Origin of the sequence: Corynebacterium sp. AOP40-4SA-5 (assembly GCF_052377355.1) — a bacterium.
In the GTDB taxonomy this organism is placed as follows: domain Bacteria; phylum Actinomycetota; class Actinomycetes; order Mycobacteriales; family Mycobacteriaceae; genus Corynebacterium.
The window spans coordinates 185,179-203,853 of record NZ_JBQSWS010000002.1; the positions used below are offsets into that span (position 1 = coordinate 185,179).

The window sequence follows — 18,675 nt, forward strand, 5'->3', positions numbered from 1 at the left end:
TGTGGCGAACCTGATCAAGCAGGAGGTGCGGAGTCGTGAAGTCACTCCCCGTCGAGTCCGGCGGATACAGCTCACAACCGGGCAGGCGGCTCCGCGCCCTGCGGCAGCAGAACCGGATCACCCTGGACCAGGTGTCCCAGGCCACCGGACTGTCCAAGGGGTTCCTCTCCCGGGTGGAACGCGACGTGACCAGCCCCTCGGTGGCCTCCCTGGTCACCATCTGCGAGGTGCTGGGTGTCTCCCCCGGCGCGATCCTGGACACCCCGGACACCGACGTCGTCCACCTCGACGAGGCGCCCCTGGTGGACCTCGGCGGTGAGGGGATCACCGAACGCCTGGTGACCCCGCGTGGACGCCATGAGCTGCGCATCCTGCACGCCGTCGTCGAGGGGCACGGCTCCGGCGAGTCCGAGCTCTACACCATGGACTGCACCGTGGAGTCCGTGCACGTGATCGCCGGGGAGTTCACCCTGCAGACCCCCGACCAGGAGATCCACCTGCGCACCGGGGACACCGCCACCCTGCCCGGCTCCGAACCGCACTCCTGGCGCAACCCGTCCGCCGAACCGGCGACGGTGCTGTGGATCCTCGCGAACACCTGAACCACCACACGAGAACGACCGCACCCTAAAAACCACGAAAGGCACACCATGCTGAACACCCCGCGCGTCATCGACAACGGCAACATCGGCCCCGTCGACTCCTCCCTCGTCCCCCGCTACAGCGGCGAGTCGACCTTCGCCCTGCTGCCCCGGCTCCGCGACGTCGTCGCGGACGGACGCGAGGCCGGGATCAAGGTCGTCGGCGTTCCCTTCGACACCGGCGTGTCCTACCGCTCCGGCGCCCGGTTCGGCTCCGGGCACGTCCGCCAGTCCTCCCGTCTGCTGCGTCCCTACAACCCGGCCACGGACACCTCACCGTTCGCGCAGGTCCAGGTGGCCGACGCCGGGGACATGGCGGTGAACCCCTTCAACATCGACGAGGCCATCGAGTCCGTCGAGAACGACGCCCTGGAGCTCACCGCCGACGGCAGCTCGCTGATGACCATCGGCGGCGACCACACCATCGCCCTGCCCCTGCTGCGCGCGGCGACGAAGCGGGCCGGTCAGCCGGTGGCGTTCCTGCACTTCGACGCGCACCTCGACACGTGGGACAGCTACTTCGGCGCGGACTACACGCACGGCACCCCGTTCCGCCGTGCCGCGGAGGAGGGGGTCATCGACACCGAGGCCATCAGCCACGTCGGCACCCGCGGCCCGCTCTACGGACGCAAGGACCTGGAGGACGACCGTCGCTTCGGCTTCGGCATCCTGACCAGCTCGGACGTGTTCCGCCAGGGCGTCGACGAGATCGTCGACCGGCTGCGCACCCGCGTGGGCGACCGCCCGCTGTACATCTCGGTGGACATCGACGTGCTCGACCCCGCCCACGCCCCAGGCACCGGCACCCCGGAGGCCGGCGGAATGACCAGTCGCGAGCTCCTGGAGATCCTGCGCGGTCTGCGCGGCCTCAACATCGTCGGCGCCGACGTGGTGGAGGTCGCCCCCGCCTACGACCACGCCGAGATCACCGGCGTCTCGGCGTCCCACGTGGCCTACGACCTGATCACCCTGATGGCGGACCTGCGCGCGGGCAAGAGCATCGAGGACGCCGCGGGCGCCTGAGTGGCAGGGGCGTCGGGGGTCGGCAGGCAGGGCCATGTCATCTGAACCACCGCCCAGGTAATGTTTCGGCAGTTTTCCTGCCTGGAGGGCGGCTCAGATGACGTCGGTGCCGGAGTGCGGGTCCGCCAGGGCGACGGCGCGCGCGACGAGTGCCTCGAGCCCCCACTCGAAGGGGTCGTCGGCGTAGGGGTTCGCCGTCCCCCGACCGTCGGAGTCGTCGGAGACCCGCACGGTGAAGGCGCTTACCACGTCCTGGAACACCGGGGCGTCGGTCTCCTCCGGCGCCGAGGAGAAGATCTCGGTCGGTGCGTTGGCGTCCATCGCCGAACCGTAGAGGAAGGACTCGAAGGCGATGACCACCGACACCACCCGGTCGCGCGGCACACCGGCCGCCACCAGGCCGGACGCCACGGTGTCGTACATGCGCCGCGTGGCCGGCGCGCCGGAGACCGGCATCGTGGCGATCAGGGGGACGAGCTCGGGGAAGGCGGCGAAGACCTCCCGGTAGGAGCGCGCCCAGTGCCGTAGGGCGTCCGGCAGCCCGGCGGCAGCACCGACAGCACCGACAGCACCGTCCGCCTCCGTGAGCGCGCCGAGCGCCGAGGCGTCCACCCCGGACATCACGGCGTCCTCGACGAGCAGCAGCAGGTCCGCCTTGTTGCGGATGTGGTTGTACAGGGCCGAGACGGCCACACCGAGACGGTCGGCGAGTCGTTTCATCGTCAGGCGTGACTGGCCCTCGTCGGTGACCAGGGCCAGTGCGGTCTCGGCGATGCGGTCCCGGTCGAGCACCGGGGCGGACGGACGCCCGGCGCGTCGGCCCCTGCCCCGCGGCGATTGTTCGTCCGTCACAACCATTCCGCCCTCTCCAGTCGTCTACACCACCGCCCGGGCCCGGTCCGGCCCGCGATGTCACAGGTATTTTACATTCGCGTCTAAACCCGCATTATCCCAGGTGACGGACGCTCATGGGAAATGGGAGGCCCCGTGGCACCCGTCACCGGGCATATTTTTCGGCCCCAGGGTCTGGCGCGCACCCGGTGAGAGCTGTACGGTCTCGTTAAACGAACGTGATTCATTTAACAAGGAGGACACATTCATGAGCCCCACCACCCGTGAGAGCGACGTCGTCGTCATCGGTGCCGGTCCCGCCGGACTCACCGCCGCCTACACCCTGGCCAAGGCCGGCAGGTCCGTCACCGTCCTGGAGGCACGCGACCGGGTCGGTGGACGCACCTGGAACGGCGCCGCCCTCGACGCCGACGGCGCACCCCACTTCATCGAGATCGGCGGCCAGTGGATCTCCCCCGACCAGACCCGACTCACCGAACTCGTCGACGAACTCGGCCTGGACACCTACCCGCGCTACCGCGAAGGCAAGTCCGTCTACGTCTCCCCCGACGGCTCCCGCCACACCTACGAGGGTGACCGCCTCCCCTGCTCGGAGCACACCGAGGCCGAGATGGACAAGCTCATCAAGCTCATGGACGACCTCACCGAGGAGGTCGGCGCCGAGGCCCCGTGGGCCGCCGAGCGTGCGCAGGAACTCGACACCGTGCCCTTCCGCGACTGGCTCGGCCAGCACAGCGACGACCCCGAGGCCATCGACAACGTGTCGATCTACGTCGCCTCCGGCATGCTCACCAAGCCGTCCTACGCGTTCTCCACCCTGCAGGCCGTGCTCATGGCAGCCTCCGCCGGCTCCTTCTCCAACCTCGTCGACGAGGACTTCATCCTCGACCGCCGCGTGGTCGGCGGCATGCAGTCGGTCTCACTCACCCTCGCCGAGAAGATCCGCGGGCTCGGCGGCGAGATCGTGCTGTCCTCCCCCGTGCGCGAGGTCACCTGGTCCACCGTCGACCCGGACACGCAGGACGCCGCCAACGGCATCGCCGCCGACGTCCGCAACGGCGCGCCCGGCGCCGACGGTGCCCCCGGCGACGTCACCGTCGTCGCCGACGGTGCGACCGTCCACGCCCGCAACGTGGTGCTGGCCGTGCCGCCGAACCTGTACAACCGCATCCAGTACGTGCCGCCGATGCCCCGCGAGCAGCACATCGCCCACCAGCACATCTCCATGGGCCTGGTCATCAAGATCCACGCCGTCTACGAGACCCCCTTCTGGCGTGACAAGGGCCTGTCCGGCACCTCCTTCGGCGGTGGACGCCTGGTCCAGGAGGTCTACGACAACACCAACGTGCAGGCCGACGCCGACGGCAACCCCGTCGAGGACACCAACGGCACCCTCGTGGGCTTCATCTCCGACGTCTACGCCGAGCAGATGTGGGCCCTGTCCGAGGCCGAGCGCAAGGAGGCCATCCTGTCTGCCATGGCCGACTACCTCGGGCCGGAGACCATGGAGCCCATCGCCTTCTACCTCTCCGACATGGCCGCCGAGGAGTGGACCCGCGGCGCCTACGCCACCAGCTACGACCTCGGCGGACTGCACCGCTGGGGACACCTGCAGAACCGTCCGACCGGCCCGATCCACTACGCCTGCTCCGACATCGCCGCCGAGGGCTACCAGCACGTCGACGGCGCCGTACGCATCGGCGAGGCCGTGGCCACGAGCATCCTCGAGGAGCTCTGAGGGGCATGACCACCAACATCGTCGTCGGATACAGCGCGACCTCCAGCGGTCGCGACGCCCTCCACCTGGGCACCGCCATCGCCCGCGAGCGCGACGCCCGCCTGCACCTGGTAATGATCATCCCGGCGGACAACCCCTTCACCAGTTCCCTGCCCTACGACGGGAACTACGAGAGGATCCGCAACAGGCAGCTGCAGGACTGGCTCGACGAGGCCGCCACCACCGTGCCCGACGACGTCCGGTGCTCCACCCACCTGATCAGCCACCCGTCCGTCCCCGAGGGACTGCTCGAGGCCACCCACCGCCTCGGCGGGGACCTGATCGTGGTCGGCCCGCGCCCCGGTGCGGTCCTGCACCGCCACCGGCTCGGCACCATGGCCACCAACCTGCTGCACACCGCCGACGTCCCGGTGGCCCTGGCACCCACCGGCTACAACCACCCCGGGCCACTCGGCCACGTCACCGCCATGTTCGGCCCGCGTCGCGGCGCCACCGACCTCGTCGGAGAGACCATCGCCACCGCACGCTCACGCCACATCCCGCTGCGCCTGGTCTCCCTGGTCACCCAGGACATCGCCGACCGCACGGCACCGCAGGACGCGTCGGCGGTGACCAGCGGCGTCCTGCACGACCTGCAGACCTACGCGTCCCGGCGACTCGCCGAGGACGCCGCCGAACTCGTCGAGGACGGCCACGCCACCACCCACATCGCCACCGGACGCGACGTCCCGGCCGCCATGGCAGAACTGTCCTGGCACCCGGACGAGATCGTGCTCGTCGCGTCCTCCCGCCTGGCCGCCCACGGCCGCATGTTCCTGGGCTCCACGGCGAAGAAGATGCTGCGCGTCGCCCCCGTCCCGGTGGTGGTGATCCCCGCCGGCTACACCGCCTACAGCGGTGCCGGCGACCCGACCACCGGGAGACTGCCATGAGTACCGCAACCAACGAGACGTCCGGCACCACCGCCGGAACCACATCCAGCAGCACACTGCCCAGCGACAAGGGCCTGGCCAAGGGCCAGATCGGGGTGCTCGGCACCGTGGTCATCGGCATCGGCTGCATCGCACCGGCCTACACCCTGACCTCGGGGCTGGGGCCGACCATCGCGGAGGTCGGCGCGCACGTGCCGGCCGTCCTGCTCCTGGGTTTCCTGCCGATGCTGCTCGTCGCCTTCGGCTACCGCGAGCTCAACTCCCGCTTCCCCGACTCCGGCACCTCCTTCACCTGGGCCACGAAGGCCTTCTCCCCGTGGGTCGGCTGGATGGGCGGTTGGGGGCTGATCGCCGCCACCGTGATCGTGCTGTCCAACCTCGCCGCCGTGGCCGTGGACTTCCTCTACATCCTGCTCGGCCAGATCCTCGGCAACGACGACATCGCCAACCTCACCCGCAACCTGTGGGTCAACATCCCCACCACCCTGGTGTTCATCGCGATCGCCGCCTGGATCTCCTACCGTGGCCTGGGCTCCACGAAGATGCTGCAGTACATCCTGGTCGCCATCCAGCTGGTCGTGCTCACCGCCTTCGCGGTGTCCGCGATCGTGCAGGCCAACAACGGCAGCTCCTTCGACCCCACCCCGGTCAGCCTGGAGTGGTTCAACCCCGCCGGCATCGAGGACTTCTCCGTGATCGCCGCCGGTATCTCACTGTCCATCTTCATGTTCTGGGGCTGGGACACCACCCTGACCATGAACGAGGAGACCAAGGACCCGAAGACCACCGCCAGCCGGGCGTCCACGATCACCGTGGTGATCATCATCGCCCTGTACACGCTGTGCGCGGTGGGCGTGGTCGCCTGGGCCGGCACCGGCACCGAGGGCCTGGGTGCGGGCAACCCGGAGAACCAGGAGTCGCTGTTCGCCGCCCTGGCCTCCCCGGTGATGGGACCGTTCGCGATCCTCATGTCGATCACCGTGCTGACCTCCTCGTTCTCCTCGCTGAACTCCACGATGATCTCCCCGTCACGCACCATGCTGGCCATGGGCTACTACCGGGCGCTGCCGCCGGTGTTCTCGAAGATCAGTCCGCGCTACCGCACGCCCTCGGTCGCCACGGTGGCCTCGGCGGTGGCCGCCGGCGTGTTCTACACCGTCACCCGGCTGATCAGCGAGAACGCCCTGTGGGACACGATCACCGCACTGGGCCTGATGATCTGCTTCTACTACGGCATCACCGCCCTGGCCTGCGTGTGGTACTTCCGCCGGGAACTGTTCGTGTCCCCGCGCAGCATCGTCTTCCGTTTCCTGTTCCCCCTGCTCGGTGGGGTGTTCCTGCTGGTCATGTTCGTGCAGACCGCGGTGGACTCCCTCGACCCGGACTACGGTTCCGGCAACTCGATCGCCGGGGTGGGCATGGTCTTCATCCTCGGCGTGGGCGTGCTGCTCATCGGCGTGGCCCTGATGTTCTGGACGCGCCTGCGCCACCCCGCCTTCTTCCGCGGGGAGACCCTGCCGGTGTCCGAGTCCACCAGCGACAGTGCCGACCCCGCCGAGGAGCCGGATGCAGAACCTGCTGCCGAACCGACCGAGGAGCCGGCTCCATGACCACGACCACCACCATGCCCGCGGAGTGGGCACCGCACGAACGCACGTGGATGTCCTTCCCCACCGCCAACGACACCTTTGGTACAGGTGAATCAGGCGATCTCGCCCGCGCCCGCCGCGCCTGGTGCACGGTCGCCCGCACCGTGGCCCGCCACGAGCCGGTCACCGTCGTCGCCGACCCGTCCGACGAGGACGTCGCCCGCGAGATGCTCGGCACCGACGTCACCGTCACCACCGCGCCGTTGGACGACGCCTGGATGCGCGACTCCGGGCCCACCTTCGTCCTCGACGACGACGGGTCCCTGCGCGCGGTGAACTGGATCTTCAACGGCTGGGGCGCCCAGCAGTGGGCCGCCTGGGGGAAGGACGCCCACCTCGCCACGGCCGTCGCAGGCGCTGCCGGCATCCCCGTCGTCGACTCCCCCCTCGTCGCCGAGGGCGGCGGCCTGCACGTCGACGGACGCGGCACCGTCCTGCTCACCGACACCGTCCAGCTCGACCCGGACCGCAACCCCGGGTGGACGAAGCAGCAGGTCGAGGCGGAGGTCCACGCCCGGCTCGGCACCCGCCACGCGGTGTGGCTGCCGCGCGGGCTGACCCGCGACTACGACGGTTTCGGCACCCGCGGCCACGTCGACATCGTCGCCTGCTTCACCGAGGCCGGCCACGTCCTGCTGCATCGCCAGGACGACCCCGACCACCCCGACCACGAGGTCTCCCGGCAGCTGCGCGCCGTGCTCGAGGACGCCGTCGACGCCGACGGACGGCCCCTGCGCATCGTGGACCTGCCCGCCCCCGCCGTCCTGCGCGACGACGAGGGCGACTGGGTCGACTACTCCTACATCAACCACCTGGTCTGCAACGACGCCGTCATCCTCTGCGCCTTCGGCGACGAGGTCGCCGACGAGCGCGCCCGCGGCATCCTCGCGGCGTCCTACCCGGGGCGCACCGTGGAGCTCGTGGACGCCCGCGACATCTTCGCCTTCGGCGGCGGCATCCACTGCATCACCCAGCAGCAGCCGGCGGTGGAGCGTGACTGACATGACCGACGATTTCGACGTCACGGGCAGGTCCATCGCCGAACTGCGCGCCGCCCTGGAGGACGGCAGCACCACCGCCGTCGGCCTGGTCGCGGCCTACCGCGCACGCATCGCCCGCCACGACCGTCCGGCCGGCAACAGCGAACACGGCGCACACGCCGCCGACGGTGGTGTGCCGCTCAACGCCGTCATCGTCGACAACCCGGACGCCGAGGCCGACGCCCGCGCCTCCGACGAACGACGCCGCACCGGCACCCTCCTCGGTCCGCTCGACGGCATCCCCTACACCGCCAAGGAGTCCTACCTGGCCCGTGGCCTCACCGCCTCGGCCGGCTCCCCCGCCTTCGCCACCCTCGTCGCACAGCGCGACGCCTTCACCGTCGAACGGCTGCGCGGCGGCGGCGCCGTCCTGCTCGGACTGACGACGATGCCGCCGATGGCCAACGGCGGCATGCAGCGCGGCCTGCGCGGGCGCGCCGAGAGCCCCTACGACGCGTCCTACCTGACCAGCGCCTTCGCCTCCGGGTCGTCCAACGGTTCGGGCACGGCGACCACCGCCGAGTTCGCCGCCTTCGGCCTCGGTGAGGAGACCTGGTCGTCCGGCCGGGCACCGGCGTCGTGCAATGCGCTGTGCGCCTACACCCCCTCGCGCGGGGTGATCTCCACGCGCGGGAACTGGCCGCTTGTCCCGACCATGGACGTCGTCGTGCCGCACACCCGCTCCATGGCGGACATGGCCGAGGTGCTCGACGTGGTCGTCGCCGACGACCACACCACCCGCGGCGACTTCTGGAGGACGCAACCCTGGGTCCACGTCCCGGCGTCCTCCGCGGTGCGTCCGGAAAGCTACCGGACGCTCGCCTCCGCCACCGGCGGGGACCTCGCCGGTGTGCGCCTCGGCGTGCCGGCGATGTACGTCAACGCCGACGCTGCCGCCGGCACCGGCGGCGACCGCACCGGCGACACCGGGGTCGGCGGTCCGATGGGACGCCGCATCGAGACGTCCCCGGACGTCCTCACCGCGTGGGAGGCGCTGCGCGCCGACCTCGAGGAGGCCGGCGCGACCGTGGTCGAGGTCGACTTCCCCGTGGTCAGCAACTACGAGGGCGACCGGCCCGGCGCGCCGACGGTGTCCACCCGCGGACTGCTCGACCCCGCCTACCTGGACCTGGAGGTCGGTGCGCTCGCCGCCTGGGCGTGGGAGGACTTCCTGCAGGCCAACGGCGACCCCGCGCTGGACTCGCTCAGCGCACTGGTCCCGCAGGACGGCTCGATGATCTTCCCCCACCCCGACGGTGCCCTGCCGGACCGCTACGACGGCTTCGACGACGACATCGCCACCTACCCCGCCCTCGTCGCCGGGCTCGGCTACACCGGGCCGGACGACCTTCTCCACAACCCCTCGTTCTCGCTGCTCGCCGACGGTGTGCGCGGCCTGGAGGAGACCCGCCGGGTCGACCTGGAGCAGTGGATGGACGACCTCGGCCTGGATGCCGTGGTCTTCCCCGCCATGGCCGACGTGGGCCCGTCCGACGCCGACACCGACCCCGCCTCCGCCGAACTGGCCTGGCGCAACGGCGTGTGGGTCGCCAACGGCAACCTCGTTCCGCGGCACCTCGGCATCCCCACGGTGACCGTGCCGATGGGGAGCACCGGTGGCTCCGGCACCTCCGCTACCTCCGGCGTGCCGGTGGGCCTGACCCTGGCGGGACGCGCCTGGGACGACAACCGCCTGCTCGCCCTCGGCGCCGCCGTCGAGGCCACCGCCCCGTCCGGCACCCGGCGCGTCCCGCCGGCACGAACCACCACCAACACCACCACCTCAACCACCACCGCGGCCGTCACCACCGGCCCCACCGAAAGGTCCCTCCCATGACCGCACTGGTACCGAAGCCAGACACCACCGACATCCCCGACACCACACATACCCCGGCCACCACCCAGAGCGACCCCGACGTGTCCGTGCACGGTGCCGAGACACGCGGGATCGAGTACATCACCGAGGACGAGCGGGGCGGTCACCCCGGGTCACTGTTCTGGGTGTGGGCGACCCCCAACATCAGCTTCCTCACCATCACCCTGGGCGCGGTCCTCGTCGCCGGACTGGGCCTGAGTCTCTGGCAGGCGCTCGCCGTCACGGTCATCGCGAACCTCGGGTGGATCCTCGTCGGCATCCTCGCCGTCAGTGGGCCGGCGGCCGGGACCTCGGGCTCGGTGATCACCCGCGCAATGTACGGCATCCGGGGCAACAAGATCATCGTCGGGCTCTACGGGTGGCTGCTCTCCGCGGTCTACCTGTCGTTGACCTGGTCGGCAGCCTCGGTCAACGGTGTCGGCCTGCTCAACCGCTTCGGGGTACCCTCCGGCGTCGCCGTCGACGTCGCCGTCGTCATCGTGATCTCCGGGGTCACCGCCCTGGTCGGCATCTACGGCCATGGATTGATCACCCGGCTCTACCCGTACGTCGCCAACGCCCTGGCCGTGGTGTTCCTGCTGGCCACCGCGTTCATGATCCCCCACTTCGACCTCAGCTACCGTCCCGCCGAGCAGCTCGGCGGCATGGAGCTGGCCGCCGCGATGAGCATCGGCGTGACGATCCTCGCGTCCGCCCCGCTGTCCTTCTTCAACAGCCCCGACATGGCCCGCTACCTGCCGAGCGACACCCCGAAGTGGAAGACCGCCGCGGCGACCGGGTGCGGCGGGGCGAGCGCCGGGATCATCTTCACCATGGTCGGTGCCCTGATCGCCACCGGCGCGGGCTTCGACATGATCGGCGACCCGCTGGGGGCCTTCGAGTCGGCGATGCCGTCCTGGTTCTTCCCCGTCTTCACCCTCGGCGTGATCGTCGCCGCCATCGGCCTCAACGGCATGACGACCTACAGCGCGAGCCTGTCCCTGCAGGCCCTCGGCATCCCGTTGAAGCGCATCCCGTCCACCCTGATCATCACCGTGATCGGCACGCTGCTGACCGTCGTGTCCGTGGCCGTCTACGACTTCACCACCTCGGTGTCGCTGCTGCTGCAGCTCATCGTCATCGCCTCGGGCCCGTTGATCACCGTCTTTGCCACGGACGTGGTCCTGCGGCGCAACCGGTACGACGGCCCCACGCTGCTCGACGACTCCCCGCACAGCCCCTTCTGGTTCCGCGACGGCTGGAACTGGAACGGCCTGGCGAGCGTCTCCGTGGGCGGCGTCGCCGCGCTGCTGTGCATCAGCACCGACGTCTTCGTCGGCCCGGTCTCCAGCCTCACCGGCATGGACCTGTCGATCCCGGCGGGCATCGTCGTCAGCGCCCTCGTCTACACCGTCCTCTACCGCAACGCCCCCACCTCCCGTTAGGAACACCAGCATGAGCACCATCTACCGCAACGCCACCGTCTTCACCGGTGCGCCGGACGCCCCGACCGCCGAGGCCTTCGCCGTCGAGGACGGCCGGTTCACCGCGGTCGGCACCCTCGGTGAGGTGCGGGACGCCGTCACTGCCGCGACGGCCGCGGTCACCGAGGTCGACCTCGCAGGACGCTTCGTCGCCCCGGGCGTCATCGACTCGCACACGCACCTGGCGTCCTTCGGTACCGCACTGGGCAAGGCGCAGCTGCGCGACTGCCGTTCCCTGGCCGAGATCCAGGACCGGCTGCTCGCCTGGCGCCGCGACAACCCGGAGGCTCCCCGGGTGCTCGGCGTCAGCTGGCTCTTCGACGCCGTCGGCGACACCCACCCCACCGCCGCGATGCTGGACGAGGTCCTCCCCGACGTCCCCGTCTACCTCGACGCCAACGACCTGCACTCCACCTGGCTGAACTCCGCGGCCCTGCGCGAGGCCGGCATCGACCGCGACACCCCTGACCCGGTCGGCGGCGAGATCGCACGCGACGCCGACGGCGAGGCGACCGGGCTGCTCTACGAGACCGCCGGACGCAAGTACGCCTGGGACTTCCTCGACAGCATGACCACCCTGGACGACCGGGTCGCCTCCTTGCGGCTGGCCTTCGACGCCTACCTGGGGTCCGGGGTCACCGGTGTCACCGACATGGCGCTGACCGCACCGGAGGTCGCCGCCGTACGCGCCATCATCGAACGTGACGGCCGTCTGCCGTTCCCGATCACCGGGCACGTGCTGATGATCGCCGAGGACGACCCCGCGGAGAACCTCGCACAGGTCGACCGGGTGGTGGCGCTGCGCGAGGAACTCGAGGCCGGCGGCGAGTCCGGATGGTTCCGCATCGCCGGGGTGAAGTTCATCATGGACGGCGTCATCGACGCGAGGACCGCCACCATGTGCTGCGCCTACGCCGACGGCACCAACGCCGACCCCATCTGGGACGCCGGGAGCATGAAACCGGTCGCCGCGGCGGTCGACGCCGCCGGACTCCAGATCGCCATGCACGCCATCGGCGACCGCACCAGCGAGATCGCGATCGACGTGCTCGAGCACTGTGCCGCGCAGAACGGCAGCGACATCCGGTCACGTCGGCACCGCATCGAACACCTGGAGAGCGTGACCGACGCGACGATCCACCGCATGGCGGAACTCGGTGCCGTGGCATCCATGCAGCCGGTGCACAGCGACCCGGCCATCCTGGAGAACTGGAAGGCGGTCCTCGGCGACGAACGCCAGGAACGCGGGTTCCCGTGGCACAAGATCCGGGAGTCCGGCATCCCCATGACCCTGGGGACCGACGCGCCCACCGCACCGCACGAGGCGCTGCCGAACCTGTACATCGCCCTGACCGGCGGGTCGTCGCTGTCCCCGTCGCTGCCGCCGTACCACCCGGAACGCGCCTTCACCCCGGCCGAGGCGCTGTCTGCACTCACCGCCGGAGGTGCCTACGCTGGGCACATGGACTCCACCGGGTTCGTCCGGGCCGGTTTCCAGGCCAACTTCATCGAGTTGGACGTCGACCCGCTGACGGTCGAGCCCCGCGAGGTCCTCGACGCGAACGTGGTCGCCACGTACGTCCTGGGGGACCGCGTGTACGCCGCAGCCACCAACTAGAAAACGACCAGAACGAACTGAAGGAGATTCCCATGAACAACCCCTACCGCAGCATTGACGTCGCCACCGGCACCGTCCTGTCCCAGCACGACCACGCCACCGACGCCGAGATCAGCGCAGCCCTGGACTCCGCCCACGCCGCCGCGGCGTCCTGGGCCGCGACGAGCCTCGAGGAGCGCGCAACGATCGTCAACCGTGTCGCCGACCTGTTCGCCGAGCGGCAGGACGAACTGGGCGCGATCATCACCCGCGAAATGGGCAAGCCCGTCGCCGAGGCCCCCGGGGAGGCCGAGTTCAGCGGTGACATCTTCCGCTATTACGCCACCCACGCCGCGAAGCTCACCGAGGACCTCGTGATCGAGGACACCGCCGAGTCGCGCAGCGTGGTGCAGCGTCGGCCGGTGAGCACACTGCTGGGCATCATGCCCTGGAACTACCCCTACTACCAGGTCGCCCGTTTCGCCGCGCCGAACCTGATGCTGGGCAACACGATCCTGCTCAAGCACGCCGAGAGCGTGCCGGAGTCCGCCCTGGCCATCCAGAAGATCATGGATGAGGCTGGCGTGCCCGAAGGCGTGTACACCAACATCTTCGCGACCCACGACCAGACCTCCACGATCATCGAGGACCCTCGCGTGCAGGGTGTCTCGTTGACCGGTTCGGAGCGTGCCGGCGCCGCGATCGCCGCGCAGGCGGGTGCGGCGTTGAAGAAGGCCGTGCTGGAGCTCGGCGGTTCCGACCCCTACGTGATCCTGTCCAGCGACGACATCCGCGCCGCGGCGCGCAACGCCCTGGAGATCCGCCTGGAGAACACCGGCCAGGCCTGCAACTCCAACAAGCGCATCATCGTGCACGAGGACGTCTACGACGAGTTCGTCGACGAGGCCGTGCACATCATCGGCGCGCTGAAGCCGTCCGACCCCGCGAAGGTCGAGGACGTGCTGACCGCGTTCGGCCCGATGTCCTCGCAGGGTGCCGCAGAGAAGATCGTCTCGCAGATCGGCACCGCCGTGGAGTCCGGCGCGACGCTGCGCACCGGCGGCGAGCGCGTCGGTGGTGAGCACGCCGACGGGTTCTTCGTGTCCCCGGCGGTGATCACCGACATCGAGGTCGGCTCCGACATCTACTACGAGGAGTTCTTCGGCCCGGTGGTACAGGTGTACAAGGTGTCCTCCGACGAGGAGGCCCTGACCCTGGCCAACGACACCCAGTACGGCCTGGGCTCCTCGGTCTACGCCACCGAGGAGGGACGCGCCGAGAAGTTCGCCGAGGGCTTGGAGGCCGGAATGGTCGGCGTGAACCAGCCCGCCCCGGAGACCGAGGAGATGCCCTTCGGCGGGGTGAAGCGCTCCGGTTACGGCCGTGAGCTCGGCCCGCTGGGCATGGACGAGTTCGTGAACAAGCGCCTGTACTCGGTGAAGAAGTAGGCGCCCCACCCGTCCCGCGGATCATCCCTCGCTGATGGTCATCTTGGCGATCTTGCCTCCGGTGATCTCGAAGTCGAAGCGGGACGGGCCGCTGACGTAGCCGGAGCGCCAGTCACCGTCGACGATCACCCGCCCGTCGGCGATGAGCACGTCCTCGGCGACGAAGGTCGGTTTCGACCCGATGAACGCCACCGCGCTCCAGGCGTCGATACCGTCCCGCCCGGTGACCCGGTGACCCCAGTCGTCGACCACTCCGTCCTCGGTGAAGGCGTCCAGGAACGCCTGCCCGTCATGGGCGTTGACCGAGTCGAAGAACGACGCGATCGGTTCCGGCATGCAGTGCCTGTCCGGCGCCCCACTACTGTCCACGTCCGTCATCGTCAACGCCTTTCTCAGCGGGTCGTGTATCCGCCGTTGGCGAAGATGGTCTGCCCGGTGATCCACCAGCCGTCGCTGGCCAGGAACCGGATGATCGGTGCGATGTCCCCGATCTTGGTGAGTTGGCCACCAAGCGCCTGCGACTTGTGGAACTCCACGCGTTCCGGGGTCTCCTGCCCGTAGAAGAACGGTGTGTCCATCGGCCCGGGTGCCACGGCGTTCACCGAGATCCCCCGGTCGGCGAACTCCTTGGACGCCGCGCGGGTGAAGTGCTCCACCGGGGCCTTGCCGCCGGCGTAGGTCGAGTAGCCGTCGGTGTTGGCGGCGAGCAGCGCGGTGACCACGGTGATGATCTTCCCGTCGTCGGCGAGGCGTCGTCCCGCCTCCTTGAGGAAGAAGAAGGCGGCTTTGGAGTTGATGTCGAACATCGCGTCGTACTCGTCCTCGGTGGTCTCCACGATGGGCTTGCGCAGGACCTTGCCGACGGTGTTGACCGCCACGTCGACCGGGCCGAGCAGGTCCTCCGCCTCGTCGAACAGCGTCCCGACGTTCGCGGCGGAGGTGAGGTCACCGCGGACGAGTCCGGCACGTACGCCCTGTTCCTCGACCGCCGCCAGCGTCTCCTCCGCCTCCCCGCGGCTGGAGTCGGAGTTGTAGTGGATCACGATGTTCGCGCCCTCGGCCGCGAACTGCCGGGCCACCAGCCCGCCGAGGTTCTTGCCGCCGCCGGCGATCAGGACGTTCCTGCCCTTGAGCGTGTGGTCTGCCATGGTGTCTTCCCTTCCTGGTTCTCGTGTACGTCCGGAGTGGCACGATCGTCGCCGCTCCTATCGTCGATATAGGATCCTATATCGTCGATACGTGCGCTACGGTAGCAGCATGAGCACGGACGTGTCGACGGGAACGCGGGAGAAGCTGATCTCCGCTGCGGCGGAACTGATCGCCAACTCCCCCGGCGAAGGTTTCTCGCTCCGGGCGGTGTGCGACACCGTGGGCGTGAAACTTCCGACCGCATACCACTTCTTCGGCTCGAAGCAGGGGTTGGCGGATGCCGTGGTCGAGCACGGTTTCGACATGTACATCGCCGAGAAACAGGCGATGGAGTGGACCGGCGACCCGATCCAGGACATCCGCACCGGCTGGGACGCCCACGTGGCCTTCGGGCTCAGGAACCCCGGTTTCTACGCGTTGATGTACGGCGAGGTGCAGCCCGGCCACGCCCCCGCCGCGCAGTCGCGACCCACCGAGATCCTGCTCGGACTGGCGACCCAGGCCGCCGACCAGGGCCGGCTCTGCGTCCCCCCGGCCCAGGCGACGGAGCACATCCTGGCGACGAACGTCGGCGTCACCCTGCGCCAGATCGTGCAGGACGCCCCCGACCCCGCGCTCTCCGCGGCGGTCCGCGAAGGCGTCATCAGCGCCATCACCGGCGCTGCGGAGCAGGACGACGCGGCGTCCTCCCACGCACTGTCCACGGTCGCGGAACTCGCCGCGGCCCACCCGGACACCCTCGGCCCCGCCGAGACCCGCCTGCTGCAGGAATGGCTGCAGCGGTTGCGGGCCGAGCAGCCGGGCCAGGCCTGACGGCGCGCCCGCCTACCCCGGCAGGTACGCCGTCCCCGTCATGATGGTGCGCGCGGTGCGCGCCATCCCGGCCGACACCAGCACCCCGTCGGCCGTCTCCGCCAGGACGGTGACCGTCCCCTTCGGGTGCCGGATGGTGGTCTCCGCCTGCGTCCCGCCCGGCAGGACGGCGTCCATCACCGTCCCCGGCAACGCCGCCGCAGAACCCAGGGCGAGCGCCGCCGTCGCCGGAACCGCATGGTGGACGACGCCCATCGAGGTCACACGCACGTCCAGGTCGGCACCGCGCATCCCGCGTGCCACGCACGCGACCTTCGGTACGACGGCACTCTCGGGCAGCCCCATGCGCCTCGCGGCGTCCTGCCGTAGGCGCTCGATGCGTTCCAGCATCCCGGCGTCGGTGTTGAGCTCGTCCCGGCTGAGTGTCACATCCACGCCGACCTCGTGGGCGTCGACGATGACCAGCGGGTTCGTGACGTCCACCAGGGTGGCGCGCACGCCGCCGTCGAGCACCGTCACCGGCCCCAGCGGGAGCACCGACCCGGTAGTCTCACCGCCGGGCTCCAGGAAACTCAGGTCGATACGGGGCCCGGGACGCCCGGCGCCGGACATCTCGTAGTCGCCGTCGCGCGGGAGCCTCCCGTCCTCCAGCGCGTGGTCCAGCACGAAGACCGCACCGGTGTTGGCGTTCCAGACCCGCAGCGTCGTGCGGTCACCGCGCCGTCCGACGAGCCCCGCGTCCAGCGCGAAAGCGCTCACCGCGGCACTGAGGTTGCCGCAGTTGCCCGTCCAGTCCACGGTGGTGGAGTCGACCGCGGGCTGGGCGAAGACGCTGACGAGGTCCACGTCGCCGGGGCAGGAACCGTGCCACGGCAGGCCGGCCAGATCGTCCGGCACACCGACCGCCATCACCTTCGTGTTCGACGACGCCCCGCCGCCCAGCCCGTCGACGGCCAGCGGGTCCGGGCCGCCGGTCAGGCCCACGCACAGGGCGTCGCGGGCGCCGGCGTCCCGCGGCAGGTCACGTAGACGCAGGAAGACGCCCCGACTCGTGCCACCGCGCATCACCGACACGCGAATCTCGTTTGCCACCGTGTTTGCCATGGCGCTCATCCTGCACGAGTCACAGCCCGACGACCAGCGGGAGGATGCACAGCACGCCCGGGACCACCGCCGTCATGCAGAGGGCGGTGACCATGAAGGCCCTGAAGACGTCGTTCTGCCGCTTCACCTCGGCGTTGCCCACCACCAGCGTGCCGGCGATGTGGATCGGGTTCATGACCATGAGCCCGGAGGGGATCGCGACCGCGGCAACGACCCAGAAGATCGCCGGCGAATCGCCGAAGAAGCCGAACACCAGCGGCATCGTCATGCTCAGCACGCCGAGGGCCGAGGACTCCACGTTGCACAGCAGTGCGGTGAGGTACGCCAGCACCAGCAGCAGCAGCGCACCGGCCGCCGCACCACCGAGGGCGTCCTGGATCGCGTCGATCGTGCCGGTCGACTGCAGCAGCCCCAGGTACGTGAGCAGACCGCCGATCAGCAGGACGGCACTCCACGGCACCTGGTCGAACATCCCGTCCTGCGACGGCCGGAAGACCAGCTGGAGCACGGCGGCGACCGCCATGGACGTGAGACCGACGTCCAACCCGAACACCACGACGCAGACGACGAAGATACCCAGGCCCACCAGCGAGCTGACGGCGTAGACCTTGTTCTTCACCTGCGCGGGGCCCTTGCCCTCCTCGACCTGCGCGGCCTGCGGCTCGATGAGGAGCTTCCCCTTGCGTCCCAGGGCGGCGAAGACGACCTGCAGGACGGCGAGAGCCACCGCGGTCACGACGACCGCCACGGCCCACAGGCCCCATTCGGAGTAGGACACCCCGGCGTCCGACGCGAGCCGGCTGATCGTGGCACCCGTGGGGTTCAGCGGGGACATCCCGAGCGCGACCGCACCCAGGATGACACCGAGTTCGTTGATCAGGTAGGTGCCCCGGTAGCTCACGGAGATGAACGCGACGAGCGGGACGAGGACGGCGATCGGCCCCGTGCTGAACACACCGACCGTGGACAGGAACCCGCCCAGCAGGAACCCCACCCAGGGGATCAGCGCCTTGCGGTCGCCCACGACACGGAACGCCCCGTCGATCACCCAGTGGATGGAACCACTGAGCTGCAGGTGGCTGAACATCAGGGACACCCCGATGATCAGCACCACGAGGCTGGCGGGGAACGCCTCGTACATCTCACCCGTGTCCGCGCCGGAGACCAGCACCAGCACGAAAGCCGCCCCGAGGGACAGCGTGCCGATGTTGACCTTCTTCCACACCGCCAACAGCAGGACGACGATCAACAACACCAGGGACAACGTCTGCGGAAAGGTCACTCGAGCTCCTACAACTAGTTTAGGTACTTAACTGTACTTGTTTGAGTGTGTGACGCAAACCGACGAGG

Annotated in this window: 16 protein-coding genes; 11 read left to right on the forward strand and 5 right to left on the reverse strand. The window is 69.8% G+C overall.

All coding sequences use genetic code 11. The annotated features are described in order from the left end of the window. The first annotated feature begins 35 nt into the window (after positions 1 to 35). The gene (locus ACT3S3_RS01985; protein ID WP_301443073.1) at positions 36 to 602 is read left to right on the forward strand and encodes a helix-turn-helix domain-containing protein; all 567 of its coding nucleotides are present in this window, start codon (positions 36 to 38) and stop codon (positions 600 to 602) included. Positions 603 to 650: 48 nt separating this feature from the next. Further along, complete coding sequence (gene speB, locus ACT3S3_RS01990; RefSeq protein ID WP_301443072.1) at positions 651 to 1,664, forward strand: agmatinase; 1,014 nt, start codon at positions 651 to 653, stop codon at positions 1,662 to 1,664. 93 nt (positions 1,665 to 1,757) lie between these two features. On the opposite strand, the gene ACT3S3_RS01995 is transcribed toward speB, so the two are convergent. Beyond that, entirely contained in the window at positions 1,758 to 2,516 is a 759-nt protein-coding gene (locus ACT3S3_RS01995; RefSeq protein ID WP_301443071.1) for a TetR/AcrR family transcriptional regulator, read from the reverse strand. A 247-nt stretch (positions 2,517 to 2,763) separates the two neighbouring features. Between ACT3S3_RS01995 and ACT3S3_RS02000 the strand changes: the two genes are divergently transcribed. From ACT3S3_RS02000 to ACT3S3_RS02035, 8 genes are read left to right on the forward strand one after another with little or no spacing between them, the layout of a single operon-like run. Continuing rightward, positions 2,764 to 4,254 (forward strand): flavin monoamine oxidase family protein, encoded by a 1,491-nt coding sequence (locus ACT3S3_RS02000; protein ID WP_444626131.1) that lies wholly within the window; start codon positions 2,764 to 2,766, stop codon positions 4,252 to 4,254. A 5-nt stretch (positions 4,255 to 4,259) separates the two neighbouring features. Next, complete coding sequence (locus ACT3S3_RS02005) at positions 4,260 to 5,186, forward strand: universal stress protein (RefSeq protein WP_441582210.1); 927 nt, start codon at positions 4,260 to 4,262, stop codon at positions 5,184 to 5,186. Then, positions 5,183 to 6,796, forward strand: coding sequence for an APC family permease (locus ACT3S3_RS02010; protein ID WP_441588373.1), 1,614 nt, complete (start codon positions 5,183 to 5,185; stop codon positions 6,794 to 6,796). The genes ACT3S3_RS02005 and ACT3S3_RS02010 overlap by 4 nt, the downstream gene beginning before the upstream one ends. Next, positions 6,793 to 7,836 carry an agmatine deiminase family protein gene (locus ACT3S3_RS02015; protein WP_301443067.1) on the forward strand — a complete coding sequence of 348 codons (1,044 nt, stop codon included), beginning with the start codon at positions 6,793 to 6,795 and terminating at the stop codon, positions 7,834 to 7,836. The genes ACT3S3_RS02010 and ACT3S3_RS02015 overlap by 4 nt, the downstream gene beginning before the upstream one ends. 1 nt (position 7,837) lies before the next feature. Beyond that, the gene (locus tag ACT3S3_RS02020; RefSeq protein ID WP_444626134.1) at positions 7,838 to 9,712 is read left to right on the forward strand and encodes an amidase; all 1,875 of its coding nucleotides are present in this window, start codon (positions 7,838 to 7,840) and stop codon (positions 9,710 to 9,712) included. Continuing rightward, positions 9,709 to 11,175, forward strand: coding sequence for a purine-cytosine permease family protein (locus tag ACT3S3_RS02025; protein WP_444626135.1), 1,467 nt, complete (start codon positions 9,709 to 9,711; stop codon positions 11,173 to 11,175). Before ACT3S3_RS02020 ends, ACT3S3_RS02025 begins: the two co-directional genes overlap by 4 nt. A 10-nt stretch (positions 11,176 to 11,185) precedes the next feature. Next, positions 11,186 to 12,832: an amidohydrolase gene (locus tag ACT3S3_RS02030; RefSeq protein WP_444626137.1), complete on the forward strand. Its 1,647-nt coding sequence runs from the start codon at positions 11,186 to 11,188 to the stop codon at positions 12,830 to 12,832. Positions 12,833 to 12,864: 32 nt separating this feature from the next. Beyond that, entirely contained in the window at positions 12,865 to 14,259 is a 1,395-nt protein-coding gene (locus tag ACT3S3_RS02035; protein WP_444626139.1) for an aldehyde dehydrogenase family protein, read from the forward strand. 21 nt (positions 14,260 to 14,280) lie between these two features. On the opposite strand, the gene ACT3S3_RS02040 is transcribed toward ACT3S3_RS02035, so the two are convergent. Then, a complete protein-coding gene (locus tag ACT3S3_RS02040; protein ID WP_441588414.1) occupies positions 14,281 to 14,595 on the reverse strand; it encodes a nuclear transport factor 2 family protein in 315 nt (104 codons plus the stop codon). Between the two features lie 56 nt (positions 14,596 to 14,651). After that, the gene (locus tag ACT3S3_RS02045) at positions 14,652 to 15,407 is read right to left on the reverse strand and encodes an SDR family oxidoreductase (protein ID WP_441588413.1); all 756 of its coding nucleotides are present in this window, start codon (positions 15,405 to 15,407) and stop codon (positions 14,652 to 14,654) included. 109 nt (positions 15,408 to 15,516) lie between these two features. On the opposite strand from ACT3S3_RS02045, the gene ACT3S3_RS02050 reads away from it, so the two are divergent. Further along, positions 15,517 to 16,221 (forward strand): TetR/AcrR family transcriptional regulator, encoded by a 705-nt coding sequence (locus ACT3S3_RS02050; protein ID WP_301443903.1) that lies wholly within the window; start codon positions 15,517 to 15,519, stop codon positions 16,219 to 16,221. Between the two features lie 12 nt (positions 16,222 to 16,233). Here the strand turns inward: ACT3S3_RS02050 and ACT3S3_RS02055 are convergent, their stop codons facing one another. Then, complete coding sequence (locus ACT3S3_RS02055; protein ID WP_444626142.1) at positions 16,234 to 17,325, reverse strand: PrpF domain-containing protein; 1,092 nt, start codon at positions 17,323 to 17,325, stop codon at positions 16,234 to 16,236. Positions 17,326 to 17,344: 19 nt separating this feature from the next. Next, complete coding sequence (locus ACT3S3_RS02060; RefSeq protein WP_444626144.1) at positions 17,345 to 18,607, reverse strand: SLC13 family permease; 1,263 nt, start codon at positions 18,605 to 18,607, stop codon at positions 17,345 to 17,347. Between the last annotated feature and the right edge of the window lie 68 nt (positions 18,608 to 18,675).

Excerpts from the sequence above, each read along its gene's own strand:
- ACT3S3_RS02040 (WP_441588414.1), bottom strand. The coding sequence starts at position 14,595 with ATGCCGGAACCGATCGCGTCGTTCTTCGACTCGGTCAACGCCCATGAC.
- ACT3S3_RS02030 (WP_444626137.1), top strand. The coding sequence starts at position 11,186 with ATGAGCACCATCTACCGCAACGCCACCGTCTTCACCGGTGCGCCGGAC.
- ACT3S3_RS02050 (WP_301443903.1), top strand. The coding sequence starts at position 15,517 with ATGAGCACGGACGTGTCGACGGGAACGCGGGAGAAGCTGATCTCCGCT.
- ACT3S3_RS02005 (WP_441582210.1), top strand. The coding sequence starts at position 4,260 with ATGACCACCAACATCGTCGTCGGATACAGCGCGACCTCCAGCGGTCGC.
- ACT3S3_RS02010 (WP_441588373.1), top strand. The coding sequence starts at position 5,183 with ATGAGTACCGCAACCAACGAGACGTCCGGCACCACCGCCGGAACCACA.
- ACT3S3_RS02015 (WP_301443067.1), top strand. The coding sequence starts at position 6,793 with ATGACCACGACCACCACCATGCCCGCGGAGTGGGCACCGCACGAACGC.
- ACT3S3_RS02035 (WP_444626139.1), top strand. The coding sequence starts at position 12,865 with ATGAACAACCCCTACCGCAGCATTGACGTCGCCACCGGCACCGTCCTG.
- ACT3S3_RS02045 (WP_441588413.1), bottom strand. The coding sequence starts at position 15,407 with ATGGCAGACCACACGCTCAAGGGCAGGAACGTCCTGATCGCCGGCGGC.
- ACT3S3_RS02025 (WP_444626135.1), top strand. The coding sequence starts at position 9,709 with ATGACCGCACTGGTACCGAAGCCAGACACCACCGACATCCCCGACACC.
- ACT3S3_RS02020 (WP_444626134.1), top strand. The coding sequence starts at position 7,838 with ATGACCGACGATTTCGACGTCACGGGCAGGTCCATCGCCGAACTGCGC.
- ACT3S3_RS02000 (WP_444626131.1), top strand. The coding sequence starts at position 2,764 with ATGAGCCCCACCACCCGTGAGAGCGACGTCGTCGTCATCGGTGCCGGT.
- ACT3S3_RS02055 (WP_444626142.1), bottom strand. The coding sequence starts at position 17,325 with ATGGCAAACACGGTGGCAAACGAGATTCGCGTGTCGGTGATGCGCGGT.
- speB (WP_301443072.1), top strand. The coding sequence starts at position 651 with ATGCTGAACACCCCGCGCGTCATCGACAACGGCAACATCGGCCCCGTC.